Genomic DNA, 25,977 nt, shown 5'->3' on the forward strand with positions numbered 1-25,977 from the left:
GAATGCCGAACGTTAGGGGGACCAAATGTCAACGGCGACTGACTACCTGAATCGATGGATCGGAAAAGCAGCCGTGCGCGCGCCAAGCATCACCCGTACTACCGCGCAACACTGGCCGGGGGTTGGGGTGCAACATTGGAATCCCGGCATCGTCAGCTACGGCTGGGGCATAGACGGCGCAGTCATCAACGGGCCGTCCCAGGTTCCCGTCGGCCTTGAGTTTCCCTCCATTTACGTCTGGTTCAGCGATCGGGGCGGCGTCAACCCCACCGGACCGCCCATGGACACCCAGCAGTTCATCAAGGACAAGAGTGACACTGAACAAATGTTTCTAACCATCGCCGGAAACCAGGTCCACCTTCGTGTGGTCCTTCGCACATGGAAGAGCGAATACTCCGTGACCACGTCGTTGGCCGACGCCGCCAGCGACCAGCTAATTTTCAGCATTCCCGGGGCAGGGCCCCAGGCGCTTCCGGCGCTGCTGATCCTGTCCCTGGCGGACACGGGCAATTTCGGTTGGCTCTAGCCTTTCCCACCCGTTGGCGCAGCCCTTGACCGGCCCTTACGGAGCGCCCCCATACCTTAGGCCACAGCCCTTCCACAGCACGCTGGCATTTTTCGGCCCGCGGAACTGCCGGCGCCCGCCCGCTGACCTGTCCGCCCAATGGGCCGGCAATGTGTGGCCCTTCACCCGGGCGTACTCGCACCTTTTGGCCGCCATGCCGCAGGGGGCGTTCCCCGGGGTGGACGAGACCGAGGTGTACAAGTTCCTGGCGGCGCACGAGGGGCGGCAGCTGCGAACGGTTTCCCAATCGTCGCCCGACGTTCATCTGATGAGCACTGCAGGCGCCTCCCGAGGGACGTAGCGTGGAGTTGTCCGTCAGCACCACCGGTTCCCTGCAGTGAGGAATACTCGTGACCGATATCCAGTACCCCGTCGTCTTGACCGTTGAAAACACCGCTGCCAGCGATGAGGACATTGTCAATGCCAATGTCTCCGTGGTGAATGCCATGTACCGGGCGCTGCTCGGTTTCGAGGAAATCGCCCCGAATGCCCTGAGCAGTTACTTCGTCGACTTTTACCTGACGCAGGTGCTCGACGGCGGATTCGCCCAGTATGTCTTCATGTCCCCGGACCGCGCCGAACTGGACGCCTATGTCCGGGAGGGCTTCAAGGGCATGGGAGCCAACGGGCACCTGGAGCTTTTCATTCGCACCACCACGCTCTTCGACGCGCTGTCCCAGGACGACGCCGAGGCCTATCTTGACGGGGAATTCGACGGGGAAGGCCGGCGTTCCGAGGGAGTCCAAAACATGGAAACGCTGGACGGGGAGTTTGAGACGCTCCTTGAAGCGGAGAACGTGACGGGCCTCAACGCTGCGTGGCTCCGCGGCCAGGACGGGCTGCTTGTGGTCAGCGGTTCGGAACTCAACGAGCACATCGCAGAGCGCGTGGCCCTGATCCCCAACTTGGCCGAGCGGCAGGCGGAAGCCGCCGAAGCCGATCGCCAGGACGCCCCTGAATTTGAGTTCCTCATCCGGGAACTTTGTGACATGGCCGGTTACGAGCTGGTCAGGATCACGATGGGCGACCCCAACTTCCCGCACGGGGGTGCCACCGTCCTGGCCTGGCACTTTTCCACCGATCATGGCGATTTCATCATGATTGAAGGGGCCGACGAGGCCATCATGATTCACCCGTCAACCCGCGAAATCATCGCGTCCATCGACTTTGAAGAGGCAGGCGAGCTCGCCGACGCGTAGTTATGGGGCACCGGCCACCGGGAAAGGGATTGTCGCTGCCAGGTGTCGTAAGGTCAACGCATGGATGAACTCAAATGGACCGTCACGGCGCCTGCTAAAACCGCTTGGTCGGCGATGCCCTTCGCCCCCGGCATCTACAAGTGTTACCTGACGGGTGGACTGCCCAAAAACGTGGAGTGGCCCGCTGAATTGAAGCCCCTGAAGCGCGGGGACCTGATCTATATGGGACGGGCGACGAACCTGAAAATTCGGGCCCGGCACCACGACGTACAAACGTCTAAATCTACTTTTCGCCGTTCCCTGGCGGCCATCCTGGGGCTCCAAGCTCAGTGGCATGGAAAATCCGCGCATCCCCGGCTAACGGATGCCGACGAGGAACTTCTCAGTGCTTGGATGGTCAGCAACCTTGGCACGTCATTTTGTGTGGTGCCAAAATTGGAACTGGTGGCCGGTTTGGAAGACGCCATGAGGGCCGAACTTTGCCCACCCTTGAACCGCGACGGCCACACGCCCGAGCAATTGCACGTCTCGGCAGCTGCCGCAGCCGCGCAACGCGGCGCACTTCGTGACAAAGGCTAAATACCCGCAGTGGCGAAATTGGCAACAGCGCCTGCAACGGACTCCCCCACCGGTAGCGGACGAGAGTGCTGCCTCGCCCTGATCCCTTGACCTTGGCCGCAATCCCCAGCATGCTGGCAACTACCGGCCGGAAGCGGTCCGGACGGCGGAGAGGACATCATGGGCGGGGAATGCCAACGTCTGCACGGCAAGACGGCGATTGTCACCGGCGCCAGCAGGGGGATTGGCCTGGCCATCGCCCAACGACTGGTGGCAGAGGGTGCCCGAGTCGCCATCACCGCCCGCGGGGAGGAGCAGCTCAGCGAAGCGGCCGCGACTTTTCCGGCAGGCTCGGCCGTCACCTTTGCCGGGCACGCGGACGACCCCGGCCACCGCGCGGAGGTGCTCGACGCCGTCGCCCGCGAATGGGGCGGGCTGGACGTCCTGGTCAACAACGCCGGCATCAACCCGGTCTACGGCCCACTGGAAACGGCGGATCTGGACGCGGCCCGGAAAATTTTTGACGTCAACGTGCTGGCCACGCTCGCCTGGACGCAGGCCGTGCTGGCCCACCCCGGGCTGGCGTTCCGCGGGCGGCGTGGCAACGTGGTGAACCTGTCCTCCGTCAGCGGCGAGGTGCCGGCGCCGGGGCTGGGCCTGTACGGCATCAGCAAGGCCGCCATCTCCCACCTGAGCCGGACCCTGGCCGTCGAACTGGCGCCGGAAATCCGCGTGAACGCCGTGGCGCCGGCCGTGGTCAAGACCAAGTTTGCCCGCGCCCTTTATGAGGGGCGCGAGGAAGAAGTGGCCGCAGCCTACCCCCTGAAGCGCCTGGGAACCCCCGACGACGTTGCCGCAGCCGTCGCCTTCCTCGCCTCCCCGGACGCGGACTGGGTGACCGGCCAGGTGCTCACCCTCGACGGCGGTCTGCTCAACACCGGCGGACTCGGATAAACCAACCAGCGAAGGAGCCCCGCATGATCAGCACACCCCCTCCGGCCAGCCTCTATCCGGCCGACGTCGAGGAGCTGCGCCTGCGTACGCGCGAGTTCATCCGCGGCACCGTCATTCCCGCCGAACCGCGCCCGGGGCAGGCGTTGAACCTGACCGTCCGGCGGGAACTGGGCGAAGCCGCAAAGGCCGCGGGCGTCTACGCCCCGCACGTGCCGCGCGAATTTGGCGGGCAGGGGCTGAGCCTGGCACATTGCTCCCCGGTGTTCCAGGAGGCGGGATATTCCCCGATCGGCCCGGCCGCGCTGAACTGCATGGCGCCGGATGAGGGCAATATGCACATGCTGAGCCTGATCGGCACGCCGGAACAAAAACGCCGCTTCCTGGTGCCGCTGGCCGCCGGTGATGTCAGCTCCTGTTTTGCCATGACCGAGCCGCATCCCGGTGCGGGGTCGGACCCGGACGCGCTGGCCACAACGGCAGTCCGCGAGGGGAACCACTGGGTGGTCACCGGCCACAAGCGGTTCACCAGCGGCGCCACCTTTGCCGGCTTTGCCATCGTCATGGCCAGGACCGCCGCGGAGGGCGCCGACCCGGCCGGCGCCACCATGTTCCTGGTGCCAATGGACTCACCCGGGGTCCGGCTCGGGGCGCCCATCCACACCATGGACAAGTACCTGCCCGGCGGCCACCCGCACGTGCATTTCGACAGTGTCCGCGTCCCGGAAAATGCGGTCCTGGGCAAGGCAGGGCTCGGCTTCCCGCATGCGCAGCTCCGGCTGGGCCCGGCGCGGCTGACGCACTGCATGCGCTGGCTGGGGCTGGCCCGCCGTGCCCTGGACATCGCCCTGGACCGCGCCAACACCCGGGAGATCTTCGGGGGCCACATCTCGCAGCTGGGCATTGCCCAGGAAATGATCGCCGCGTCCGTGATTGACATTGAGACCTCCGACGCCATCATCAGCAAGTGCGCGGTGCTCCTCGGAATCGATGCGAAGGCCGGTTCCGCACTGTCCTCCGTGGCCAAGGTGCACTGCTCCGAGGCCGTCTACCGGGTGATCGACCGGGCCGTGCAGCTGTGCGGCGGCGACGGGGTCTCCGACGGCCTTCCGCTGGCCCAGTACCTCAATGAGGTGCGCCCGTTCCGGATTTACGACGGCGCCACCGAGACCCACAAGTGGGCCATCGCCCGCCGTGCCTCCTCGGCCCGCCGCCGCGACGTTGCGGCCGGCGAACCGTTTCAGGGCTCGGCCCGCATCGACGAAGGGGAACAGCAGTGACAGACAGCCAGGACGTGGCCCGGACTTCAGCCGAAGCGGAGCGGATGGAGCGTCCGCCGCTGCTGGTGGTGGACCGGCTGGAGGAATACCTGGACGCCTCGGGGATCGGCACCGGGCCCCTGCATTGGCAGCGCATTGGCGGGGGGCAGTCCAACGTGACCTTCCGGATCAAAAGGCGCGGGGCCGACGTCGTACTTCGGCGCGGGCCCCGGCCGCCGCTGCCGCCGTCCACCCACGACATGGTCCGCGAAGCCCACCTCCAGCACCTGCTCGCGCCACTGGGTGTTCCGGTGCCCAAGATCCTTGCCGTCTGCGCGGACCTCCACGTGCTGGGGGTGCCGTTCTACCTGATGAATTTCCTGGACGGTGATGTGGTCACGGACACGATTCCCACACACCTGGACGCGCTGGCGCAACGCCGTGAGACCAGTGAAGCCGTGGCGGACATGCTGGTGCGGCTGCATTCGGTGGACATCCGGCAGGGTGGGATTGCCGAGATCGGCCGCCCGGACGGCTACCTGCAACGCCAGGTCAAGCGGTTTGCCGGGCTGTGGGAGCAGGGTGCCACGAGGGAGTTGCCGCAGGTCGCGGCGTTGGCGGCGTGGCTGGAGGCCAACCGGCCGGAAATGCAGCGGGCGTCCCTGATCCATGGGGACTACCGGGTGGGCAACCTGATGTTCCGCCGTTCCGGCCCGGTGCGCGTGCAGGCGGTGCTGGACTGGGAGATGGCCACACTGGGCGATCCGCTGGCCGACCTGGGCTACCTGACGGCCACCTACGCGCAGGCGGGATCGGCCGGGACCTTCATGGAACTGACCGGTGTGACGGCGCAGCCGGGCTACCTGACGTGGGAGGAACTGGTGCAGCGGTACAACCAGTCGTTCGGGCTGGACCTGTCCGCGCTGCCCTGGTATCAGGCGCTGGCGCTGTGGAAGGCCGCGATTTTCAGCGAGGCGATCTACGCGCGCTGGATGAACGGCGAGCGGGACGACGGCGGCCAGGGGTTGGGTGCCGTGCTGGAGCAGGGTGTGCCCCGGCTTTTGGACGCGGCCGAGGGTTTCGCCGCGCGGCTGTAGCGGTGGAGCGCCGCAGCAAACGCTTGATCGCGTGCGCAGTTAGTGCTGTTCCCAGCGCCGGAAACGGCACTAACTGCGCACGCATTGTGCCGGGCGGCTATCGGTTGACTGCCGCCGGCGCCTTGGCCCGCCGCTGCCTGGCCGCCAGCACAGCCACGAGCAGGATGATCGCCACGGCCCAGCCGATGCTGACCTGTGCGGTGCCCCAACCCAGCCCGCCGCGCTCATGGGAGACCCCCATCCAGTCCGCAAAGGACGCCCCGAGCGGGCGCGTGACAATGTAGGCGGCCCAAAACGCGGAGATGGCCTTCAGCCCGAACTTCCAGTACGCGAGCGCCGGAACGGCGATGACGACGGCAAAAAGCACGCCGGATCCCAGATATCCCAGTTTTAGCGTGACGGCGGTGAGGTCTCCGGCCGCAGTCCCCAATGCAAAGGTGGAAAGCACCGCGGCCCAGTAGAACACTTCACGCCGCGGCGTGTGGATGCTGTGGATGGACAGCGTCTTCTCCGTGCGGTGCCACAGGAAAAACACTGCTGCGAGGACCACGGCATAGAAGATGGTGGAAACAAGGTATGGGACGCCCAGCCCCACGTGCAGCACGTCGGCGGCCATGGTGCCGAAGACACTGACCATGGCCACGGCCAGCCAGTACACCCACGGGATGTACCGCTTGACCGAAAACTGAAGCACCAGCGCTGCGGCAAAGCACACGCTGCCAATGGCCACGGCAACCACCGGATCGAGGGTGTGGGCAAGGTAGTCGCTGGTGGTCTCGCCCATCCCGGTGGTCAGCACCTTGATGATCCAAAACAAAGCCGTAATCTCCGGCACCTTGGAAACGAGGGCGCGGGCCCGCGTGCGCGTGGCGGCGGGCATGGTCTTATCCGGCGAAAAGTCCTCGAGCATGGTTGCATTCTCCAACCGCCGGCTGGGAGGTTTCCGTGAGAATGCCCCAATGGCCCGTTCAGGCTGCACGCCCTCATGGTGCATCATGTCAAGGTGATCGCCAAATCGGCCTATTGTAACCGGCTATCCGAGCGCGTAGCATCATTTCTACTTGGTTTCCCCCAGACCATGTTGCCCTAAATGCTAGAGCTTGGCTTGGGGACAGCCTGCTACTAGAGCTTGTCTTGGGGACAGCGTGGAAAATGATCTATGGTTCATTGGCTACGGTTCCAGACGGACCGAAGCGAAACTGTCCACGGACGTCGGGTCGTCGCCGGTAACGATGCGTTCCAACCCGGTGGGAGGTCTAACGAGGAGTCGCATCCGGGCAGCTGCGGTGGTTCTCGGGCGGCGACCTAAACGGCGCATGCTTGGCCTTAGCACTCGCCGTGCATACTCTCTCGGTGCCGCGGCGGTCATCCTCCGCTGGCCGGATGCCGTCAGCCCGTCTCCCGCGATTACGCGCGAGTATGAGGCGGATGTTTACAACCTTGTTGGCCGCCCAGCCTCGCTCGGTCGGCATCGCATCTTGCCTGCGACTGGGCATACGCGGGCCAGGCTCGCTCTTTTTCGTTCAGTCATCAACGAGCTCGATGTCGAGCCGATCGCCGATTGCGGCAACTTCTCACCGGAACGGGGTTCTAACGCGCACCGGCGGTTGCAAAAAAAGGCGCATCCGGCCACCGCTGTGCTCCACGCCAACTATCCGATGGCAATCGTTCGTATGAGGATAGCGGACGAACGCGGGCCCATTCTGTCTGGAGAGCCCTCGGCCGCGGGAACGGATGCTGCGGAAACAGGCCGCCACACCTACCCGACGCTGACCATGCTCGAAAATGAACCTGGGGGCTGGGGTAGCGCATCCGCTGACTCACTCGTGCCGTGGAGTGCTGCTGGGCCGACGGCATCGCATTGCCGGCAGCAGCGCCCATCGCGCGAATCAACCACGGCGCCGCTCCATAGCGCTCCACGTGCTGCGTCGGTCGCGTATTTCCGCGCACAGACCCGCTCCCACTCATCGATTCGTACCAAGGCCTTAAGAAAGACAAAGGAGCAATGATGAAAAGACGCACGTGGATCGCGGGAATCGCTACCCTGGCCGTTGCAACGCTCGCGCTTACCGGATGCTCTGGTGGAAGCGGTGGCGGCGCCGACGCCATGCAGGCGCACGGACCAATCACTGTCTGGTATTCGAATAACGCACAAGAACTGCAGTGGGGCAAGGCCATGGTGGCCTCCTGGAACTCGACGCATCCGAAGGAGCAGATCAAGGGTCAGGAGGTTCCGGCTGGCAAGACGACGGAGGCGGTGATCGGCGCCGCGATCACTGCGGGTACCACCCCGTGTCTCGTTTTCAACAACCTCCCCGCAGCGACAGGCCAGTTCCAGAAGCAGGGTGGCCTGGTTGACTTGTCGAAGTTCCCGGGGGCAAACAAGTACATCACCGATCGGAGCGGAGCATCCGCTGACCAGTACAAGTCATCGGACGGCGACTTCTACCAAATGCCGTGGAAGTCGAACCCGGTCGTGATCTTCTACAACAAGGACCTGTTCACCAAGGCAGGCCTGGACCCTGCCAACCCGAAGCTGTCGACCTACACCGACTTCCTCGCCACCGCGAAGAAGCTCGTCTCCAGTGGTGCCGCACCGTATGCGATCTACCCCTCACCCACGAGCGAGTTCTTCCAGCCCAACTTCGACTTCCTCCCGCTGTACGCTGCGGAAACGAAGGGCCAGTCAATCATTAAGGACGGCAAGGCCACCATCAATGGGCAGGCAGGATACGACGTCGCCAATTTCTGGAAGACGATCTACGCTGACAATCTCGCTGGCAAGGATCCCGTGCAAAGCGACGTGTTCGCAAGCGGCAAGGCCGCTATGGCGATTGTCGGGCCATGGGCAATTCCGGTGTACAAGAAGGTGAACTGGGGATCAGTGCCCGTTCCTACGAAGAGCGGAACGAGCGCAGAGAACACCTGGACCTTCCCGGATGCAAAGAACATCGGGATGTACACCTCGTGCAAGAACCAGGGGACCGCGTGGGATGTGGTGCAGTTCGCAACCAGCAAGGCCCAGGACGGGGACCTTCTGCAGGTGACCGGACAGATGCCGATCCGGCCGGACCTGAAGAGTGACTATCCGGATTTCTTTGCGAAGAATCCGGCATACAACCTGTTCGCGTCGCAGACCTCCAGGACCGTGGATGACCCCAATGGCCCCAACGCGATTGCCACCCTCCAGGACCTCCGCAACTTTTACTCCAAGGCGGTCATCTCGGGCCAAGGCGACTTGAAGTCGGGGTTGGACCAGGCGGCAGCGACAATGACGGCGGAGTGGAATAGGAAGTGATTCCATGACGCGTCCTGGCACGCACCCTGACTCCGGCCGCGATGGCGAGCGGAGTCAGGGTGAGCTTGAACGTGGCGAGGTTGTCGGGGCTCGCCATGCGCCTGATAGCAGTATCCGAACGGGTGGATCCAAACACCCGCTACACATCCGCCTTTTCGGGCGAAACCCACTAGGTGCGCTGTTCAGCGCGCCCTACTTGGTGTTCGTGGCCATTGTGTTCGCCTACCCGCTCGGGTTCGCGGTCTACATGTCGTTCTTCGACTACTTCTTCACGGCACCCGGTGCTCACGTGAACCGCCCATTCGTCGGTCTGGCCAACTTCGTGCAAGTGTTCACGGACCCGGCGGTGATGCAGTCGTTCCTGAACGTGCTTGTGTTCCTCGTGATCAACGTGCCACTGACCGTTGTGCTGTCAATCGTGTTGGCGTCGGCGCTGAATTCAGTGGTGCACGCGCGGGCATTCTTCAGCGTGAGCTTCTACATTCCTTACGTGACCGCAAGCGTCGCAGTCATCGGGGTGTGGCTGTTCCTGCTCAACCAGAACGGACTCGTCAATCAGCTGCTCGGCCCACTGGCCCCCGATCCCTCCTGGCTGATCAACCCAGTGCTGGCGATGCCAACAATCGCCCTTTTCGTCACCTGGAAAGGGCTGGGATTTTACATCTTGCTGTTCCTGGCAGCGCTCCAAAGCGTCCCCGGCGAGTTGTACGAATCGGCGGCGACAGATGGCGCAGGCAAAGTGCGCCAATTCTTCTCGGTCTCAGTTCCGGGTGTGCGGCCGGCGACAGTGCTTGTGCTGCTACTGGCCACCATCACCGGGGCAAACCTGTTCACAGAGCCCTATCTGCTGACTGGCGGTGGTGGCCCGAACGGGGCGTCGACGTCGCCCGTTCTGCTGATGTACCAACAGGGAATCGAACAAGGACATCCCGGTTATGCCGCAGCGATCGGGATCGTACTCGTGGTGTTCGTACTGATCATCGCCTTACTGCAAAACCGCTTCGCCGGAGGGAGGGAATGATGGGCCAGCCTACCGCCATCCCAGATCAAAACGGCACCAATAGTGCAGCGTCCCGTCCAGTTCTAAGGCGTAAGCGCAAGCACCGACCCGCCAACTCGCTCAGCCGAGGGCAGACGTTGCTCCGCGGTGTCGTGCTGATCATTGGCGCGTTCGTGTTCCTGTTCCCGTTCTATTACATGCTCATCGGGTCGCTGCAGACCAGCCCCGATACGACGATCGCTGGCGCGTTCCCGGAGCCAGGGAACCTGACACTCGCCAACTACGCCGCGATCAACAGCCGGATCGGGCTACTGACGGGGCTGGTCAACTCGGGCATCTTCACCGGCGGTGTGCTGCTTGGTACCGTCGTGTTTGGGGTGCTCGCCGGGTATGCGCTGGCGGTACTGCAGTGGCGCGGACGCGATGCGACGTTCGCGCTCGTTCTACTCGTGCAGGTGGTGCCGTTCCAGCTGCTCATGATTCCGCTCTATGTGCTCATCGCCCGAGACTATGGACTGGCGGACAACTATTTGGGGATGATTCTGCCCTTTGCTATCAGTTCGGTGGCGGTACTGATCTTCCGCCAGTACTTCATGCAACTGCCTCGCGAACTGTTCGACGCGGCACGCATCGACGGGGCCAGTGAACTCCGGCTGCTCTGGGGAGTGGCACTTCCGCTCGTGCGTCCGGCGTTGGTGACCGCGTTGCTCGTCACTTTCATCGGGCCGTGGAATGATTTCCTCTGGCCGTTCCTCATAACTAAAGAGACGAGCATGCAGCCGCTCGCCGTCTCGTTGGCCAACTACATCAGCAACGTGGCATCCTCTGCGGCGAACCCGTTTGGCGCGATACTCGCCGGAGCGTGCGTGCTGGCTGCACCCGTCGTAGTTGTGTTCCTCTTCGGTCAGCGCTACTTCATCTCAGCCGACCTCGGCTCGTCGGTGAAGGGGTAAATCACACCGCTCGAATTACACTGCAGCTCGGCGCCTAGTCTGCCGGACATCGCAACCATTCAAATACACCGGAGGCTGTCGTGACCACCACTGATTTCCCTTATCGACTGACGCGCGTTGGCGTGCTGATGGAGCCCGAGCCTGGCAACAAGCTCGAGGCGGAAGGGGTGCTCAATCCAGCCAGTGGTCGTGGGCCGGACGGCGGGCTTTACCTGCTGCCGCGGATCGTCGCGGCCGGTAACGTCTCACGCGTCGCGATCGCACGCGTCGTCGTGACGGACGGTGTTCCCACCTCTGTCCAGCGGCAGGGTGTGGTGCTCTCTCCCGACCGAACCTGGGAGCGCGGGGCACAGAACGCCGGGGTGGAGGATCCGCGGGTCACCCATATTGCCGCACTTGGCCTCCACGTGATGACCTATGTGGCGTTCGGCCCGCTCGGGCCATACACGGCGATCGCGACGAGTGAGGATCTGCACCACTGGCGAAGACTGGGCCCTGTCACTTTCGACTACGACGATACGCTTGATGTGGACCTCGGTCTCTACCACAACAAGGACACCACCTTCTTCCCAGAGCCGATCGTGGCGCCTGATGGGGCGGAATCGCTTGCGGTTTTACACCGCCCGTCCTGGGATTTGAGCGATATTCGCGAGGGCGAGTCACCCATTTTGCCGTCGTGGTTACCCGATGACCGCCCCAGCATTTGGATCAGCTTCGTGCCGCTGAATGCAGTGCGAAAAGACATGCGCTTGCTCACCCGTTGGGGCCAGCACCGCTTCTTCGCGGCCCCTGAGTTCGCATTCGAGGCACTAAAGATCGGCAGTGGCCCACCCCCGCTGCGGGTGCCGGAAGGGTGGCTGCTGCTGCACCACGGCGTGACCGGAACGCTCACCCGCGGGATCGAGCAGCAAAAGAACGTCAACTACGCCGCCGGCGGCATGATTCTGGATGCAGACGAGCCCTGGCGCATCCTGCAGCGCACACCCGCACCGCTGTTGTCGGCGCACACCTCGGATGAACGCAGCGGCACCGTGCCGAACGTGGTCTTTCCGACCGCAATCGAGGAAGTAAACGGCACGCACTTTGTCTTCTACGGAATGGCCGACTCGAAGATCGGCGTCGCACGGTTGGAGCGACTCGAATGACATCACCAGACACGGTTGAGGGCATCCGTCGAACAGCACGGCACTTGCACCGCTCACATCGCCTTCGGCTTGCCGTGCTTGCTGGTTGCGCGGCCGCGGCGACCATCACAACACAAGCAGTGATTGCTCCGTCGGCATCCGCAAGAGTTGCGGCATCAGCCACGTCAAGCACAACCTCGAATGCGCCGGTTACCAACCTTGCGCATCTCGACTTTCTGCTCGACTCTGTACCGTTAGTGCCTAGCGTCCCAGACCACGGGACCTACGATCAGGCCGCCGCGCCGACCGCTGAGGCACTATGGGTGTACGCGAATCGGAACGAAAACGGCAGCTTCACCCGGGTTGGCGGCGGTGACGTGACGAATGCCGCCAAAGGTTACTACGCGCAGGGTGCGTTCGACGCGGACGACATCGCGCGTGCCGTCGTCGTCTACGTGCGCGATTGGCAGCAAACGCACTCGGAGGCTAGCCGCCAACACGCCTATGGGCTCCTCCGCGACCTGACCTATCTGCAGACCTCGAGCGGACCCGACGCGGGCAACGTAGTGCTCTGGCAGCAATCAGACGGCAGCCTCAACGCGACTCCGACACCGCCGGACTCCCCCAACCCGAGCGACGCGAGCGACTCGTTCTGGCTTGCCCGCACCATCTGGGCGCTGGGAGAGTCATACCCGTGTTCAGCGCAAGCGATCCCGCGTTCGGCTCCTTCCTCAAGGACCGGCTGGAGCTCGTAATCGGCGCGTTGAATCGCGAATCCCTTTCCCATTACGGCGTGTGGCAGATCGCCAACGGTGCCAGAGTACCGGGCTGGCTCATCAGTGACAGCACCGGCGCATCCGCCGAGGCCGCCCTCGGCCTCGCCGCCTATCTGAAGGCGGATCCCGGAAACTCTACCGTCCGCAACGCGTTGAGTGAAGAGGCCGGTGGCATCGCCGCTATGGCGAGCGGGGGCGCGCAGAAATGGCCATACGGCGCATTTCTCGCGACCACGACCTCTCGCTCGACATGGAACGCCTGGGCCGGCATGGCGCCTGCGGCCCTCTCGAACGCCGCCGTCGCCCTGAACCGCAGTGACTGGCAACTCACCGCCGAAGCGGCAACGGCACAGTTCATGGCGCAGGTACTCACGACCGGCGGCCCGGACAATGCGTGGACGCCGACTCCCTTCGAGCGCACGCAGATCGCGTACGGCGCGGATTCACTCGTGGAATCTCTCGTTACCGTCGGCGACAACACGGGCAATAGCGGGATGCTCGCCCTCGCATCCATCGCCGCTGGATGGTTCTTCGGAGCCAACCCCGCGAACACTCCCGTCTACGATGCCGCAACCGGGGTCTGCGTCGACGGCATTTCCGCGACTGCGCAGGTCAACCACAATTATGGCGCCGAATCGGCCATCCATACCGAGCTGACAATGCTGGCGTTGGATTCACATCCGCAGTTGCGTGCGACAGCAACCGGACTGACATCGCGCTCCGCGGTTGAAGGCATCACGACGGTCGAAGCAGAGTCCGGACGATTGTCCGGACGCGCCACGGTGGTCACACCGCCGCAAGCGTGGACCGGTTCCGCGAATTGGTCCGGTGGTGCGTACGTCAACGCGCTGCTTCGGGCAAGTGTTTCGATTCCGGTTACGACAGCTGGGGAGTCCAACGTGTACCCTGTGGTGAGCAGAACGTCCGGCCCTTCGGGGCGGACGTTCTGGACCGCATTCGCCCCGCACCACAAACCGACATTTCTTGGCTCGACGCAGAATGGGTCCGCCGGTACCCAGGGCATTGCTGGGACCACTTCCGTGCTGCTACCGCTCTCGCTCAAGCGGACGATCACACCCGGAACGAGAACAATCGCGGCGTTCGTTCTCGGATCGGCCCAATTGGATGCCCTTCTCATCCAGCCGGTCGTCTCGCATCTGCGAGTCGAGGGCCCGGCCGGACGTGACCTGTCCGTGAGCGCGTCGAGTCTGTCGCAAAACGTGCACACTACGCTCGCGACCGCAGCCAGGGTTCGGCAATACAACAGCACCGGGCAACCGGTGGCGACGAACGTGGTGCGTGCTGGCACCGTGGACATTCCCGTCCGGCCGAGCGGGTTCACTATCGTGTCGGCGCTGTGAGGTCAGTCGAGAAGTTGATTCTGCACCAAATACGAAAATAGGGTGCACGGGTACCCTCCCGGGTGCCCAAGGAGAGGTTGCAGGCGAGTGTTTGAAGGGGGTGGACGGGGTTGTTCTTGGTTCGGATGGGGTCCTTTTGGTGAAGAAGTCCGGTCCGGGGTCAAGGTAACATTTGCCTTGGGCGAGCATGTGCCAGACGGCGGTGACGACGATGGCTTTCATCTTGGTGCGGCCTGCCACCATCCGCTAATAGCGTGTCCCGAGGAAGCTGTTTTTGGGGTGTCCAGTAATGGACAGGTCGGTGACGCCCAGGATGCCGTAGAGGTAGCGATTTCCGGATCGGTCTTGGTGGACTTCACCCGTTTCGCACAGTTCGCCAAGGATCCTGCCTTTGTCTTTCTTCGACGCCCGCGAATACTCCGCAACGAACTTCTTCGTTATCTCACGTCTGGTCACCATCGATATCCCGATACCCGTCCACCGTGATCCCAGCAGCCCGACTCTGAGCAGAGATTTCGCGAGCACTTTAGTTGACTTGTCGCAGGCTTGCGTGAGATGGCGCACACAATTATGCTTAGTGTGCGTTATTGGAACTACGTGTTCAAATAGCGAATTCCAAGGAGTGGTGGTGAATGCGCCGCCCACAATGAAGTGAGGAGATTCACGTGCAGTTCCACCACCACGGATACGTATCCGGAGACCCGCGCATCCAACCGGCGGCGGGGACCGGCGTCGACCGTCCCGAGGAGCTCCCCGACGAGGTGGACGTGCTCATTGTCGGTTCAGGCCCCGCGGGCATGCTGACCGCCGCCCAGCTGGCCCAGTTCCCGGACATCACCACCCGCATCGTCGAGCGCCGCGACGGCCGCCTCGCCATCGGCCAGGCCGACGGCATCCAGGCGCGCAGCGTGGAAACCTTCCAGGCCTTCGGCTTTGCCGAGCGGATCATCGCGGAGGCCTACCGGATCACCGAGATGGCGTTCTGGCGCCCCGACACCGAAAACCCGCACAACATTGTCCGCGGCGGCCGCGCCGTCGACGACACCACCGGCATCAGCGAGTTCCCCCACCTCATCGTGAACCAGGCCCGCGTCCTGGACTACTTCGCCGAGGTCGCGGCCCACGCGCCGGCCCGCGTGAGTCCGGACTACGGCTGGGACTTCCAGACTCTGGAGGTCGCCGAGGACGGTGAGTATCCCGTCAAAGTCACGCTGGTCCGCAGCGCCGGCGCCGACGAGGGCACCGAGAAGACCGTGCACGCCAAGTACGTCGTTGGCTGCGACGGCGCGCGCAGCAAGGTCCGGGCCTCGATCGGCTGCACCATGGCCGGCGACCGGGCGAACCACGCCTGGGGCGTCATGGACGTCCTGGCCAAGACCGATTTCCCCGACATCCGCACCAAGTGCGCCATTCAATCCCACGACGGCGGCTCCATCCTGCTCATCCCGCGCGAGGGTGGGTACCTGTTCCGCATGTACGTGGACCTCGGTGTGGTGCCCGACGACGACAACGGCCAGGTGCGCAAGACCAGCATGGAGGCCATCATCGCCAAGGCAAACGCCATCATCAACCCCTATACCCTGGAAGTCCGCAACGTTGCCTGGCACAGCGTGTACGAGGTGGGCCACCGCCTCACGGACAGGTTCGACGACGTCGTGCCTGAGAACGTGGGCGCCCGGACGCCCCGCGTCTTCATCACGGGCGACGCCTGCCACACGCACAGCGCCAAGGCCGGCCAGGGCATGAACGTGTCCATGCAGGACGGCTTCAACATCGCCTGGAAACTGGGCCACGTCCTCGAGGGCCGCAGCCCGCAGTCCCTGCTGTCGACGTATTCGGCCGAACGCCAGGTGGTGGCCAAGAACCTCATCGACTTCGACAAGACGTGGTCGACGATGATGGCCAAGAAGCCCGAGGAATTCGACGATCCGTCCGAGCTCGAGGACTTCTACGTGCGCACCGCGGAGTTCCCGGCCGGCTTCATGACTGAGTACGCCCCCTCGCTGATCACAGGCGCAGCCACCCACCAGGGGCTGGCCACAGGCTTCCCACTGGGCAAGCGCTTCAAGTCGGCGATCGCGTGCCGCGTCTGCGACACCAACCCGCTGCACCTGGGCCACCAGGCCGCAGCTGACGGCCGGTGGCGCATCTACGTCTTCGCTGACCCGTCCCCCGCCGGTGCCGCCTCACCAGTCGCCGGGTTCGCGCAATGGCTCTCCGCCGCGCCGGACTCGCCGCTGGCCGCCATGCCCGACGGGCTTGACGACGATGCCTGGTTTGATGTGAAGGTCATCTACCAGCAGCCGCACGAGGACATCGACATCAACGCCGTCCCCAATGCCTTCAAGCCGGAAGTTGGCCCGTTCAGGCTGACCAACCTGGAGAAGGTCTACGGGACAGTGCCGGGCAATAACATCTTCGACGAGCGGGGCCTCTCCCGCGAGGGCGTGGTCGTCGTCGTCCGCCCGGACCAGTACGTGGCGAACATCCTGCCGCTCACGGCCACCGCGGAGCTTGGCGAATTCTTCGCGCGGATCCACTCGGGAGCCCGCGTCTAGCCGTGTCCGGCCGAAAAAGGCGGCCCCCAGTGATTTCACGGCGGGGCCGCCTTGAGTGCTTTAAGTTGTGGCCGACCGCTCATGTTCGGCACGGCCTACGGCGTCCAATGCGGCAAACATTTCCTCATCCAGGCGCAGCGCCGCAGCGCCAAGGTTCTCCTCCAGGTGTTTTACGGAGGACGTTCCCGGAATCGGGAGCATGGCGGGGGAGCGATGGAGGAGCCAGGCGAGGGCCACCTGGGAGGATGTGGCGCTCAACTGCTCAGCGGCGTCCTGAACCGCGCCGCCGGGGCCGGCCAGCCTACCCGCGGAAATGGGGGCCCACGGGATGAAGGCAATGCCGTTTGCCTCCGCGTAGTCCAGCACGTCTTCGGAGGACCGGTCGGTGAGGTTGTACCGGTTTTGCACGCTCGCCACGGTGAAGTACCCGGCCGCGGTTTCCAGCTCCGCGACCGAAACCTGGGAGAGGCCAAGAGCCCGGACCTTGCCCTCGTCCTGCAGCGCGCGCATGGTCTCGAACTGCTCCTCAACGTCCACTTTGGGGTCGATGCGGTGCAGCTGGAACAGGTCCAGGGCTTCCACCTTGAGTTTGCGTAGGCTCAGTTCGACCTGTTGGCGCAGGTATTCGGCCCGGCCCAAGGGAACCCACTTGTGGGGTGCGGGCCGCGCCTGCCCGGCCTTGGTGGCAATGTGGAGACCCGCGGGGTAGGGGTGGAGGGCTTCGGCGATGATGCGCTCGGACACGTCGGGACCGTAGGAGTCGGCGGTGTCGATGAAGTCGACGCCCAGCTCCACGGCCCGGCGGACCGTGGCGACGGCTGCCGCATGGTCGGTGGGTTCGCCCCAAATGCCTTCCCCGGTAATCCGCATGGCGCCGTACCCCAGCCGCTGGACGGTGCCGAGATCCTTGATGTCGATGGTCGGTGCGGAAGCACCATGTGTTATCTGCGTCATATTCGAGCCAACCGGCGTTCTGCCGGCATTATTCCGAAAGGGGCTTTGAAGCTGCGCACCGTTGGCCGTGGGGCCCGTGCCACTTGAGAAGTGCCGCGGTGTTGGCGGTGAACGGTGCGCAGCTTCAAAGGTCCGCGCCGCGTTAGCCCAGGTCGACGACCTCGAACTCGAGCAGGTCCATGCCGCTGGCCACCGGTGCCTGGGCGGAGTGGTCGTGTCCGGCACGCTGGGCACGCCAATTTTCAAAATCTTCCCGGGTGGCCCACTGCGTGTAGACAAAATAGCGGTCCTCCCCGGCGACGGGGCGCAGGAGCTGGAATCCCTCGAAGCCCGGGGAGCCGTCCACCGAGTGCTTGCGGGCGGCGAAGCGCGCCTCCAGTTCAGACCCCGCTTCGACGGGAACCTTGAGTGCATTAATGACAACGATGGACATGGGTGCTCCTTCCGGGCCCGGAGTCGCCGGGCGCCTGTCCTTCCACGCTACCGCAGCGCACGCCACAGCAGTGCGGCCCACAGCTCCGAGCGCCCCCTCGTGGTCAGCGCCCTAGCGCTGCGAACGTGAGCGGAGCTGGGGATCAGTAGCTGGTGGCGGGTCCAGGTCCGGCCGCCGGGAGGTAACTGGCGGCGAGGGCTTCGCTGCCCCGGGCCAGCAGGGCCACGTCCGCGCCGACCAGGATGAAGTCCACGCCCGCCGCCAGGTAGCGGCGCGCCGTCGCCTCGGCAAAGGCGTTGACGCCCACCGGCTTGCCGGCCGCCTTGGCGACCTTGATGCAATGCTCGACGGCGGCCACGACGTCCGGGTGTTCCTGCTGTCCCAGCACGCCCATGGACGCGGCGAGGTCGGACGGGCCGATGAAGACGGCGTCGATCCCGTCCACGGCCACGATTTTCGCTACGTTGTCCACGGCCTCCCGCGACTCGATCTGGACGATCACGGTGATGGTTTCCGATGCGTTGGCCAGGTAGCCGGGGATGCGGTTCCAGCGGGCGGAGCGGGCCAGGGCCGAGCCCACGCCGCGGACGCCGCGCGGCGGGTAGTTGGCGGCGGACACCGCGGCAGCGGCGTCGTCGGCCGTGTGGACCATGGGGATCAGCAGCGACTGGACACCGAGGTCCAGGTACTGCTTGATGAGCACGGTGTCGTTGGCCGGCGGGCGCACCACGGCCGTGACCGGGTAGCCGTGGACGGCCTGCAGCTGCGCGAGGATCCCCTCCAGGCCGTTGGGGCTGTGCTCGGCGTCGATGAGCAGCCAGTCCAGCCCGGCCCCCGCGCAGATCTCAGCGACCAGCGGACTGCCGGAGCATACCCACATGCCGGCCAGCGGGCGGGCGGACGCGGCCAGGGTGTCCTTGAAGGACGGCTCCGGTGTCAGTTGAACTGGCATGTGATGGTCCCCAGCTTTCCGTAGTCGGCGAAAACGGTGTCTCCCGCATTGACCCACAGGGGTCGGGTGAAGGAGCCGGCGAGGATGAGTTCCCCGGCCTTGAGCAAGTCCCCGTGCGGGGCGATCTTGTTGGCCAGCCAGGACACGCCCTGCGCCGGGTGGTTCAGCACGCCGGCCGCCACCCCGGTCTCCTCGACCGTTTGGTTCTTGAACAGGATGGCCGAGACCCAGCGCAGGTCCAATGCGTCCGGCTTGACGGGCGTTCCGCCCACCACCATGGCGCCCATGGCCGCGTTGTCGCTGATGGTGTCCACGATGGTCCGGCCCGCCATCTCGATCCGGGAATCGAGGATTTCCAGCGCCGGCACAACGTACTCGGTGGCCCGGAGGACATCGAAGATGGTGGCGTCCGGTCCGCTGATGTCCTCCTTGAGCAGGAACGCCAGCTCCACCTCGATGCGTGGATGCGAATACTGCTTCCACTGAACCGTGCAGCCGTTTTCCAGGATCATGTCCTTGAAGATGATGCCGTAGTCCGGCTCCGTGATGCCCGTGGCCGCCTGCATGGCCTTGGACGTCAGGCCGATCTTGTGGCCGCCCAGCACCCGGCCGGCAGCCTCGCCGCGCTGCCGCCACAGATTCTGCACCCGGTAGGAATCCTCCACCGTCATTTCCGGGTACCGCGTCGTCAGCCGCGGCATCGGCGTCCGGGTGCGTCCGGCGTCAACCAGGTCATCGGCAATGCGTGCAATGGTGTCGTCATCAAGCATGGTGTGTCTCCTCAAATTCGAAGGCTTAGATCCTAGTGCCGCCTCCCGGCGTTGCAACCGCCGGGAGCCGGTGGGGCATTTTGCCCCAGGGAGTGGCTTCGGGCACCGCGAAGCGGGCGGGGGGCAAATGCCCCACCGGCGAAGGCGGCTGCAGTACCGGTGGATGCATTTGGATCTAGAGTTGGTTGCCCATTTTGAAGCCGCGTTCCTCGCCCGGTTCCCGGGTGAAGGAGAAGCCGTCGGCGCCGACAGTGACGGCCATTTCGGACGATTCGGTGCGCTTGACGACGGGCTGCGGCTTGCCGTCCAGGTCCAGGACCAGGGATGCCTCGGTGTACCAGGACGGGACCACGGGGTTGCCCCACCAGTCGCGGCGCTGGTTGTCGTGCACGTCCCAGGTGATGATGGGGTTGTCCGGGTCGCCGGTGTAGTAGTCCTGCGTGTAGATCTCCACGCGGTGGTCGTCCGGGTCCAGGATGTACAGGTAGAACGCGTTGGAGACGCCGTGGCGGCCGGGGCCGCGCTCGATCCGGTCGGAGATGCGCAGGGCGCCCATCTTGTCGCAGATCTGGATGATGTTGTGCTTCTCGTGCGTGGCGAAGGCGACGTGGTGCATGCGGGGGCCGTCGCCGCCGGTCAGGGCGGTGTCGTGGACGGTCTGCTTGCGGTGCATCCACACCGCATAGCTCACGCCGTCGGAGTCCTTGATGTCCTCGGAGACGCGGAAGCCCAGGTCCTCCAGGTACTTGCGGCCCTTCGGCACGTCCGGGGTGACCTGGTTGAAGTGGTCCAGGCGGACCAGCTCGCCGGCGTTGTAGAGGTCGTAGCGCTGGGTGAGGCGCTCCACGTGGGTGGTTTCGTAGAAGAATTCGTAGGGGAAGCCCAGCGGGTCCTCCACGCGGACGGCGTCGCCAATGCCCTTGACGAAGCCGTCCTTGCGGCGCTCGGTGCGGCAGCCCAGCTCCTTGTAATATGCTTCGGCGGCGTCCACCTCAGCCGGGGATTTCACGCGGAAGGCGGCAACCGCGATGGCAGCCACCGGGCCCTTGCGCAGCACCAGGTTGTGGTGGATGAACTCCTCCAGGGAGCGCAGGTAGATGGTGTTCTCGTCCTCTTCGGTGACATGGAGACCCAGCACGTCCACGTAAAACTCGCGGGACTTGGACAGGTCGGTGACAACCATTTCCATGTAGGCGCAGCGGACGATGTCCGGTGCCGGGACGGAGGGGGTGGGGATGAAGTCAGTCATGGGGTACTCCTCTTTGAGTGGCGTGGTCAGTTGGCGGCGGAGGCGCCGAATTTGGGGGTGTGGACAGGGCCGAGCGTGATGTGCACTGCCTGCTGGTCGGTGTAGAAATCGATCGAGCGGAAGCCGCCCTCATGGCCCAGCCCGGAGGCCTTCACGCCGCCAAAGGGGGTGCGCAGGTCGCGGACGTTATGGCTGTTGAGCCACACCATGCCGGCCTCGACGTTTTGGGCGAAGTTGTGGGCACGGGTGAGGTTTTGCGTCCAGATGTAGGCGGCCAGGCCGTACTTGACGCCGTTCGCCAAGGCGAGCGCCTCGTCGTCGTTCTCAAAGGGGGTGATGGCGACGACGGGGCCGAAGATCTCCTCCTGGAAGATCCGCGCGTCGGGCTTGACGTCCGCGAAGACCGTGGGGGCCACGTAGTTGCCGGTCTCCAGGCCCTCGGGGCGGCCGCCGCCCGCGAGCAGGCGTCCCTCGGACTTGCCGATCTCCACGTAGGACATGACCTTGTTGTAGTGCTCGGGGTGAACCAGCGCGCCCACCTCGGTCTTGGGGTCGTGGGGGTCGCCTACCACGATGTTCCTGGCCCGGGCGGCGTACTTTTCGCAGAATTCGTCGTAGATGGACCGCTCCACCAGGATGCGGGAGCCGGCCGTGCAGCGCTCGCCGTTAAGGGAGAAGACGCCGAACAGGGCGGAGTCGATAGCCGCGTCAAGGTCGGCGTCGGCGAAGACCACGCAGGGACTCTTGCCGCCCAGTTCCATGGACAGGCCCTTGAGGGAAGTGGCGGCGTTGCGGAAGATGGTCTGGCCGGTGGTGGTTTCGCCGGTGAAGGAGATCAGCGGCACGTCCGGGTGCTTGACCAGCGCGTCGCCGGCCTCCTCGCCCAGGCCGTTGACGAGGTTGAACACGCCGTGCGGCAGGCCGGCTTCCTCAAAGATGGTGGCCCAGAGGGACGCGGACAGGGGTGTGAACTCGGCCGGCTTGAGCACCACGGTGCAGCCGGAGGCCAGCGCGGGTGCGAGCTTCCAGGACTCGAGCATGAACGGCGTGTTCCAGGGGGTGATGAGCCCGGCGACGCCGATCGGCTTGCGGTTGACGTAGTTGATCTGTGCGCCGGGGACCTTCATGGCGTCGTCGAACTGGGCCACGATCAAGTCCGCGAAGAAGCGGAAATTTTCGGCGGCACGCAGCGCCTGGCCGCGGGCCTGGGTGATCGGCAGGCCCGAGTCGAACGTCTCCAGTTCGGCCAGCCGGCCCTCCTGGGCCTCGACGGCGTCGGCGATCTTGTTCAGGACGCGGGCGCGTTCCCGCGGCTTCATGCGCGGCCACGGGCCGTCATTGAAGGCCTTCGTGGCGGCGGCCACGGCCAGGTCGATGTCAGCTTTTTGCCCGGCGGCGGCAGTGGCGTAGTTGCTGTTGGACACGGGGTCCAACACGTCGAAGGTCTCGCCGCCGACGGAATCGACTTTTTTGCCGTCGATGTAGTGCTGGATGTGGGTGGGCAGGTTGTCCGGAAGGTAATGCTCAGCCATTGAGAATGTCCTTTGCTGGGGTTTGCTGGGGGGTGCTCGGGTTGGTCGGGTTTAGTAGGAGGCGGACACGGGCACATGGGCCCGCTGTTCGGGGCTGCGGCGGGCCAGGTAGGCGTCCAGGGTGGCGGCGCGGTGGGCGCGGGCGGCGCGTTCGACGTCGTCCGCGCCGGCCCCGCTTTCGAGGAGGGCCAGCAGCGCCTCGTGCTCGGCCACGGACTCCTTGGCCCGGCCCGGGACGTAGCTGAATGTGGAGGAGCGCAGGGCCTGCAGCCGGTTCCAGCCGCGGTGGACCAGGTCCAGAATGTGCGGGTTGGGGCAGTTTTCAAACAGGACGCTGTGGAATTCCAGGTTTAGGGCCGTGAAGCGGATGGGGTCGAAATGGTCCAGGCTTTCGCGCATGGCGGCGTTCACGGCCCTGGCCCGGGCAATGTCGGACGCCGTGATCAGCGGGGCAGACAGCGCTGTGGCGGCGCCCTCCACAATGCTCAGTGTCTGCATGGTGAACAGATATTCGGTGGGGTCGATTCCGGCCACCGTGGCGCCGACATTGCGCTCAAACGTGACGAAGTTTTCGGCCTCGAGCCGGCGGATGGCCTCGCGCACCGGCACCACACTGAAGCCGAGGTCCCCGGCCAGCTTGGCGAGCACCAGCCGGTAGCCGGGGGTGTACTCGCCGCCGAGTATCTTCTCCTTGATGGCGGCGTAGGCCCGCTCCGACTTGCTGCCGGCCGTTTCGCCCGCGGTCGGCGTGGTCACGGCTGCGCCGCCGGGTTCGGGTGCGTGGCGGCCCATTCGGCGAACTTCGCCTTCCATGCCGCATTCATCGGGTACAGGCCCTCCACGCCGTTGCCGGCGGCGACCATCTCGGCAATGTAGGTTTCCTCGTGCTCCTGGGCGATGGCGTCGTCGGCCACTTCCTCCGCCAACGACGGCGGGATCACCAGCAGGCCGTCCGAGTCGCCGACGATGATGTCCCCGGGCTGGACGGTGGCGCCGCCGCAGGAGATGGTCAGGTCGGTGTCCCACGGAATATGCTTGCGGCCCAGGACGGCGGGGTGCGCGCCGGTGAAGAACGTGGGCATGTCCAGTGCCGCCACGGCGGCCACGTCGCGCACGCCGCCGTCTGTCACGATGGCCGCCGCTCCGTTGATCTGGGCGCGCAGGGCCAGGATGTCCCCGACGGTGCCGGTGCCGGGCTCGCCACGGGCCTCCATGACCAGGACGTCGCCGTCGTTCAAGGTGTTGATGATGCGCTTTTGGGCGTTGTAGCCGCCGCCGTGCGTCTTGAACAGGTCCTCGCGGTTGGGCACGTAGCGCAGGGTGCGGGCGGTGCCCGCGATCCGCAACTCCGGGCGGGTCGACTTCAGGCCGTCGATGCTGACGTTGTTCAGCCCGCGCTTGCGGAGCTGGGCGCTCAGGGTGGCGGTGCCGACGCTGGTCAGCTTGCGCTTGAGTTCGGCGCTGAGGCCCTTCGGTGCCAGGCCCGCCGCTTCGGCGGAACCCCAGGCATCTTCGCGGTCGGCGTCGGTGGCCCTTGGCCCGTTGCTAAAGTCCGCCAGTTCTGTGGTGCCCTGGGCGACGGCGGTGCGCAGCCGTCCGCTGCTCAGCCCGGCCGCCGGGGCATCAACTTCAACCTCGATGACGTCGCCGGGGACCGCAACTGAGGATCCGGCCGGGGTGCCGGTGAGGATGACGTCGCCTGGTTCCAGCGTCATGAGCTGGGACAGGTCCGCAATGATTTGGCTGAACGGAAAGATCAATCCCGCCGTGGTGTCGTCCTGGACGGGCTCGCCGTTGACCCAGGTGCGCACGCGCAGGCCCGCCGGGTCGACGTCGGCCGCCGGGATCAGGCCGGGGCCGAACGGGGTGAAGCCGTCGCCGGACTTGGAGCGGACGTTGGAACCCTTGTCCGCGTACTTGAGGTCATAGACGCCCAGGTCGTTGCTGGCGGTGACGTGCCCGACATGGGACCAGGCGTCCCCGGGGCTGACGCGGCGTGCCGCGGTGCCGATGACCAAGGCAATTTCGCCCTCGTAGGCGAGCAGCTCGCAGCCGGCCGGACGCTCGATCTCCGAACCGCTCAGGCTCAGGGACGACGACGCCTTCAGGAAGTAGGACGGCTTGGCCGGGATGCGCCCGCGTTGCTCCGCACGCGACCGGTACGCCAGATGGACGGCGACGACCTTGCCGGCCTGCTTGACGGTGGCTGCGGTGACTTGTTCCACGGAACGCTCCTGTGATGGTTTTGCTGTGTGGCCCCTGCATGCGGCCCCGGATATCGAGTACGAAATCGTATACGATCAGCCTAGCCGTGTTGTCCCGGTCACGTCAACCCCTGGCTGGAGGTCTTTTCGGAGCCGCCACTGGGCGCGTGGATCATTGCGCCGATTGAAAAGACAGCAGATGTGGGTTGGTGGTCAACTTACCCGCATCTGCTGTCTTTTCAATTCGGCGGACAGGATGGACACCCGCATGTGCTGTCTTTTCAATTCGGGGGCGAGCCAGGCGCCGAAGCGTCCGGGACTACTGGAGTTGTGCCTCGATGGTGCGTGCGCTTGCGGCCAGCCGTGAGCCGATGGCCACTGGATCCGTGCTTGGCCCCAGGGATATCACGCAGATGGCCGCCGGCATGCCGCCGGGGTTGTGGATCGGAGCGGCGATCGCGGAGACCCCGGGGAGGACCTCGTCGTGGCTGGTGGCAAATCCGGTCAACCGGGCTGCACGCGCCTCGGGACGGTAGGGCAGGCCCGGTGCCAGCCGCGCCCACGTGTCCTCACTGATGGCGGACTGGATGGCGATGCCGGGTGCGCCGGAGCTGAAGGAATGGCGGGTCCCTGGACGCTGGGCAAGCGTGGCTCCGGAATGCCTGGGCTCCACTGTCAGGAGGGTGACGGAATCGCGGTGGTCCCACACGGCAATGAAAGCCGTCATCTCCAGCTCGTTGGCCAGCTCGGTCAGTTCCGGCAGTGCTGCTGTCTGGAGGTCGCGGTTCACGCCGCGGGCGAGTGCCGCCAGCCCCGGGCCGGCCTGGACGCGGCCGGCGTCGTCCCTGACCAAGAGTGAATGGTCCTCCAGCGTGCGCACGATCCGGTAGGCGATGGAGCGGTGCACGCCCAGTGCCGCGGACAGTTCGGCGATGGTCATGGGGGACTGGGCCTCGGCCAGAATTTCCAGGGCACGGATGCCGCGTGAAAGTGTCTGGGAGTGGGCCGGCACGTTCGTGGGACGGCTCTCTACTGCGTCTGTGCTCACGTCGTCATCCTTTTCAGGGACCGGCCGGCAGGCTGCGATGCCTGCGGTCCCAGCTGCAATTGTTCCGTATTGGGACACCCGGTTCAACTATTGAACTTCCGCGACGTGTGCAGTCAGCTTGGCCGCATGCAGGCAG

24 protein-coding genes and 1 pseudogene are annotated in these 25,977 nt (G+C 65.1%); 14 read left to right on the plus strand and 11 right to left on the minus strand.

The features are described 5' to 3' along the window. Positions 1 to 25 precede the first annotated feature (25 nt). From CVV68_RS00590 to CVV68_RS00620, 7 genes and pseudogenes are all read left to right on the plus strand, one after another. Positions 26 to 526, plus strand: coding sequence for a hypothetical protein (locus tag CVV68_RS00590; RefSeq protein WP_146238784.1), 501 nt, complete (start codon positions 26 to 28; stop codon positions 524 to 526). A gap of 97 nt (positions 527 to 623) precedes the next feature. Beyond that, positions 624 to 788: pseudogene (locus tag CVV68_RS00595) on the plus strand (XRE family transcriptional regulator); the annotation flags it as partial. Positions 789 to 915: 127 nt separating this feature from the next. Further along, entirely contained in the window at positions 916 to 1,764 is an 849-nt protein-coding gene (locus tag CVV68_RS00600; protein WP_110499070.1) for a DMP19 family protein, read from the plus strand. Positions 1,765 to 1,824: 60 nt separating this feature from the next. Next, positions 1,825 to 2,343, plus strand: coding sequence for a GIY-YIG nuclease family protein (locus CVV68_RS00605; RefSeq protein ID WP_110499071.1), 519 nt, complete (start codon positions 1,825 to 1,827; stop codon positions 2,341 to 2,343). Between the two features lie 159 nt (positions 2,344 to 2,502). Further along, complete coding sequence (locus tag CVV68_RS00610) at positions 2,503 to 3,276, plus strand: SDR family oxidoreductase (protein ID WP_110499072.1); 774 nt, start codon at positions 2,503 to 2,505, stop codon at positions 3,274 to 3,276. A 23-nt stretch (positions 3,277 to 3,299) separates the two neighbouring features. Continuing rightward, a complete protein-coding gene (locus CVV68_RS00615) occupies positions 3,300 to 4,553 on the plus strand; it encodes an acyl-CoA dehydrogenase family protein (protein WP_110499073.1) in 1,254 nt (417 codons plus the stop codon). Continuing rightward, positions 4,550 to 5,629, plus strand: coding sequence for a phosphotransferase family protein (locus tag CVV68_RS00620; protein WP_245933251.1), 1,080 nt, complete (start codon positions 4,550 to 4,552; stop codon positions 5,627 to 5,629). The genes CVV68_RS00615 and CVV68_RS00620 overlap by 4 nt, the downstream gene beginning before the upstream one ends. A 97-nt stretch (positions 5,630 to 5,726) precedes the next feature. Here CVV68_RS00620 and CVV68_RS00625 read toward each other — a convergent pair whose 3' ends face one another. Next, positions 5,727 to 6,539 carry a COG4705 family protein gene (locus CVV68_RS00625; RefSeq protein WP_245933252.1) on the minus strand — a complete coding sequence of 271 codons (813 nt, stop codon included), beginning with the start codon at positions 6,537 to 6,539 and terminating at the stop codon, positions 5,727 to 5,729. A gap of 1,098 nt (positions 6,540 to 7,637) precedes the next feature. On the opposite strand from CVV68_RS00625, the gene CVV68_RS00630 reads away from it, so the two are divergent. From CVV68_RS00630 to CVV68_RS00650, 6 genes are all read left to right on the plus strand, one after another. After that, positions 7,638 to 8,927: an ABC transporter substrate-binding protein gene (locus CVV68_RS00630; RefSeq protein ID WP_211320675.1), complete on the plus strand. Its 1,290-nt coding sequence runs from the start codon at positions 7,638 to 7,640 to the stop codon at positions 8,925 to 8,927. 4 nt (positions 8,928 to 8,931) lie between these two features. After that, entirely contained in the window at positions 8,932 to 9,948 is a 1,017-nt protein-coding gene (locus CVV68_RS00635; RefSeq protein WP_110499075.1) for a carbohydrate ABC transporter permease, read from the plus strand. 176 nt (positions 9,949 to 10,124) lie between these two features. Then, positions 10,125 to 10,880, plus strand: coding sequence for a carbohydrate ABC transporter permease (locus tag CVV68_RS00640; protein WP_245933273.1), 756 nt, complete (start codon positions 10,125 to 10,127; stop codon positions 10,878 to 10,880). Between the two features lie 128 nt (positions 10,881 to 11,008). Then, complete coding sequence (locus CVV68_RS00645; RefSeq protein WP_110499334.1) at positions 11,009 to 12,025, plus strand: glycoside hydrolase family 130 protein; 1,017 nt, start codon at positions 11,009 to 11,011, stop codon at positions 12,023 to 12,025. A gap of 302 nt (positions 12,026 to 12,327) precedes the next feature. Further along, complete coding sequence (locus tag CVV68_RS24060) at positions 12,328 to 12,759, plus strand: hypothetical protein (protein WP_245933253.1); 432 nt, start codon at positions 12,328 to 12,330, stop codon at positions 12,757 to 12,759. After that, on the plus strand, positions 12,699 to 14,141 hold the full coding sequence (locus tag CVV68_RS00650) for a hypothetical protein (protein WP_245933254.1): 1,443 nt from the start codon (positions 12,699 to 12,701) through the stop codon (positions 14,139 to 14,141). The genes CVV68_RS24060 and CVV68_RS00650 overlap by 61 nt, the downstream gene beginning before the upstream one ends. A 246-nt stretch (positions 14,142 to 14,387) precedes the next feature. On the opposite strand, the gene CVV68_RS00655 is transcribed toward CVV68_RS00650, so the two are convergent. Beyond that, entirely contained in the window at positions 14,388 to 14,597 is a 210-nt protein-coding gene (locus CVV68_RS00655) for a hypothetical protein (RefSeq protein ID WP_146238785.1), read from the minus strand. 209 nt (positions 14,598 to 14,806) lie between these two features. Between CVV68_RS00655 and CVV68_RS00660 the strand changes: the two genes are divergently transcribed. After that, positions 14,807 to 16,699: an FAD-binding monooxygenase gene (locus CVV68_RS00660; RefSeq protein WP_110499078.1), complete on the plus strand. Its 1,893-nt coding sequence runs from the start codon at positions 14,807 to 14,809 to the stop codon at positions 16,697 to 16,699. Between the two features lie 60 nt (positions 16,700 to 16,759). Here the strand turns inward: CVV68_RS00660 and CVV68_RS00665 are convergent, their stop codons facing one another. From CVV68_RS00665 to CVV68_RS00705, 9 genes are all read right to left on the minus strand, one after another. Next, on the minus strand, positions 16,760 to 17,653 hold the full coding sequence (locus tag CVV68_RS00665; RefSeq protein WP_110499079.1) for an aldo/keto reductase: 894 nt from the start codon (positions 17,651 to 17,653) through the stop codon (positions 16,760 to 16,762). Between the two features lie 142 nt (positions 17,654 to 17,795). Next, complete coding sequence (locus CVV68_RS00670; protein ID WP_110499080.1) at positions 17,796 to 18,086, minus strand: antibiotic biosynthesis monooxygenase family protein; 291 nt, start codon at positions 18,084 to 18,086, stop codon at positions 17,796 to 17,798. Positions 18,087 to 18,228: 142 nt separating this feature from the next. Then, on the minus strand, positions 18,229 to 19,038 hold the full coding sequence (locus tag CVV68_RS00675; RefSeq protein WP_211320676.1) for an HpcH/HpaI aldolase family protein: 810 nt from the start codon (positions 19,036 to 19,038) through the stop codon (positions 18,229 to 18,231). After that, positions 19,023 to 19,808: a 2-oxo-hept-4-ene-1,7-dioate hydratase gene (gene hpaH, locus CVV68_RS00680; RefSeq protein ID WP_110499081.1), complete on the minus strand. Its 786-nt coding sequence runs from the start codon at positions 19,806 to 19,808 to the stop codon at positions 19,023 to 19,025. The genes CVV68_RS00675 and hpaH overlap by 16 nt, the downstream gene beginning before the upstream one ends. 175 nt (positions 19,809 to 19,983) lie before the next feature. After that, on the minus strand, positions 19,984 to 21,057 hold the full coding sequence (gene hpaD / locus CVV68_RS00685) for a 3,4-dihydroxyphenylacetate 2,3-dioxygenase (protein ID WP_110499082.1): 1,074 nt from the start codon (positions 21,055 to 21,057) through the stop codon (positions 19,984 to 19,986). 26 nt (positions 21,058 to 21,083) lie between these two features. Further along, positions 21,084 to 22,589 carry a 5-carboxymethyl-2-hydroxymuconate semialdehyde dehydrogenase gene (gene hpaE, locus CVV68_RS00690; protein ID WP_110499083.1) on the minus strand — a complete coding sequence of 502 codons (1,506 nt, stop codon included), beginning with the start codon at positions 22,587 to 22,589 and terminating at the stop codon, positions 21,084 to 21,086. Between the two features lie 51 nt (positions 22,590 to 22,640). Beyond that, positions 22,641 to 23,381 (minus strand): GntR family transcriptional regulator, encoded by a 741-nt coding sequence (locus CVV68_RS00695; protein WP_110499084.1) that lies wholly within the window; start codon positions 23,379 to 23,381, stop codon positions 22,641 to 22,643. Further along, positions 23,342 to 24,814 carry a fumarylacetoacetate hydrolase family protein gene (locus CVV68_RS00700; protein WP_110499085.1) on the minus strand — a complete coding sequence of 491 codons (1,473 nt, stop codon included), beginning with the start codon at positions 24,812 to 24,814 and terminating at the stop codon, positions 23,342 to 23,344. The genes CVV68_RS00695 and CVV68_RS00700 overlap by 40 nt, the downstream gene beginning before the upstream one ends. 298 nt (positions 24,815 to 25,112) lie before the next feature. Continuing rightward, the gene (locus CVV68_RS00705) at positions 25,113 to 25,841 is read right to left on the minus strand and encodes an IclR family transcriptional regulator (RefSeq protein ID WP_110499336.1); all 729 of its coding nucleotides are present in this window, start codon (positions 25,839 to 25,841) and stop codon (positions 25,113 to 25,115) included. Positions 25,842 to 25,977: the final 136 nt, after the last annotated feature.

Origin of the sequence: Arthrobacter livingstonensis (assembly GCF_003219815.1) — a bacterium.
Classification (GTDB): domain Bacteria; phylum Actinomycetota; class Actinomycetes; order Actinomycetales; family Micrococcaceae; genus Specibacter; species Specibacter livingstonensis.

Bases quoted from the DNA above. Each gene is read 5' to 3' on its own strand.
- CVV68_RS00625 (WP_245933252.1), bottom strand. From the start codon at position 6,539: ATGCTCGAGGACTTTTCGCCGGATAAGACCATGCCCGCCGCCACGCGC.
- CVV68_RS00605 (WP_110499071.1), top strand. From the start codon at position 1,825: ATGGATGAACTCAAATGGACCGTCACGGCGCCTGCTAAAACCGCTTGG.
- CVV68_RS00645 (WP_110499334.1), top strand. From the start codon at position 11,009: ATGGAGCCCGAGCCTGGCAACAAGCTCGAGGCGGAAGGGGTGCTCAAT.
- CVV68_RS00640 (WP_245933273.1), top strand. From the start codon at position 10,125: ATGCTCATCGGGTCGCTGCAGACCAGCCCCGATACGACGATCGCTGGC.
- CVV68_RS00665 (WP_110499079.1), bottom strand. From the start codon at position 17,653: ATGACGCAGATAACACATGGTGCTTCCGCACCGACCATCGACATCAAG.
- CVV68_RS00670 (WP_110499080.1), bottom strand. From the start codon at position 18,086: ATGTCCATCGTTGTCATTAATGCACTCAAGGTTCCCGTCGAAGCGGGG.
- CVV68_RS00675 (WP_211320676.1), bottom strand. From the start codon at position 19,038: ATGCCAGTTCAACTGACACCGGAGCCGTCCTTCAAGGACACCCTGGCC.
- CVV68_RS00610 (WP_110499072.1), top strand. From the start codon at position 2,503: ATGGGCGGGGAATGCCAACGTCTGCACGGCAAGACGGCGATTGTCACC.
- CVV68_RS00695 (WP_110499084.1), bottom strand. From the start codon at position 23,381: ATGGGCCGCCACGCACCCGAACCCGGCGGCGCAGCCGTGACCACGCCG.
- CVV68_RS00615 (WP_110499073.1), top strand. From the start codon at position 3,300: ATGATCAGCACACCCCCTCCGGCCAGCCTCTATCCGGCCGACGTCGAG.
- CVV68_RS00630 (WP_211320675.1), top strand. From the start codon at position 7,638: ATGAAAAGACGCACGTGGATCGCGGGAATCGCTACCCTGGCCGTTGCA.
- hpaD (WP_110499082.1), bottom strand. From the start codon at position 21,057: ATGACTGACTTCATCCCCACCCCCTCCGTCCCGGCACCGGACATCGTC.
- CVV68_RS00590 (WP_146238784.1), top strand. From the start codon at position 26: ATGTCAACGGCGACTGACTACCTGAATCGATGGATCGGAAAAGCAGCC.
- hpaH (WP_110499081.1), bottom strand. From the start codon at position 19,808: ATGCTTGATGACGACACCATTGCACGCATTGCCGATGACCTGGTTGAC.
- CVV68_RS00635 (WP_110499075.1), top strand. From the start codon at position 8,932: ATGACGCGTCCTGGCACGCACCCTGACTCCGGCCGCGATGGCGAGCGG.
- hpaE (WP_110499083.1), bottom strand. From the start codon at position 22,589: ATGGCTGAGCATTACCTTCCGGACAACCTGCCCACCCACATCCAGCAC.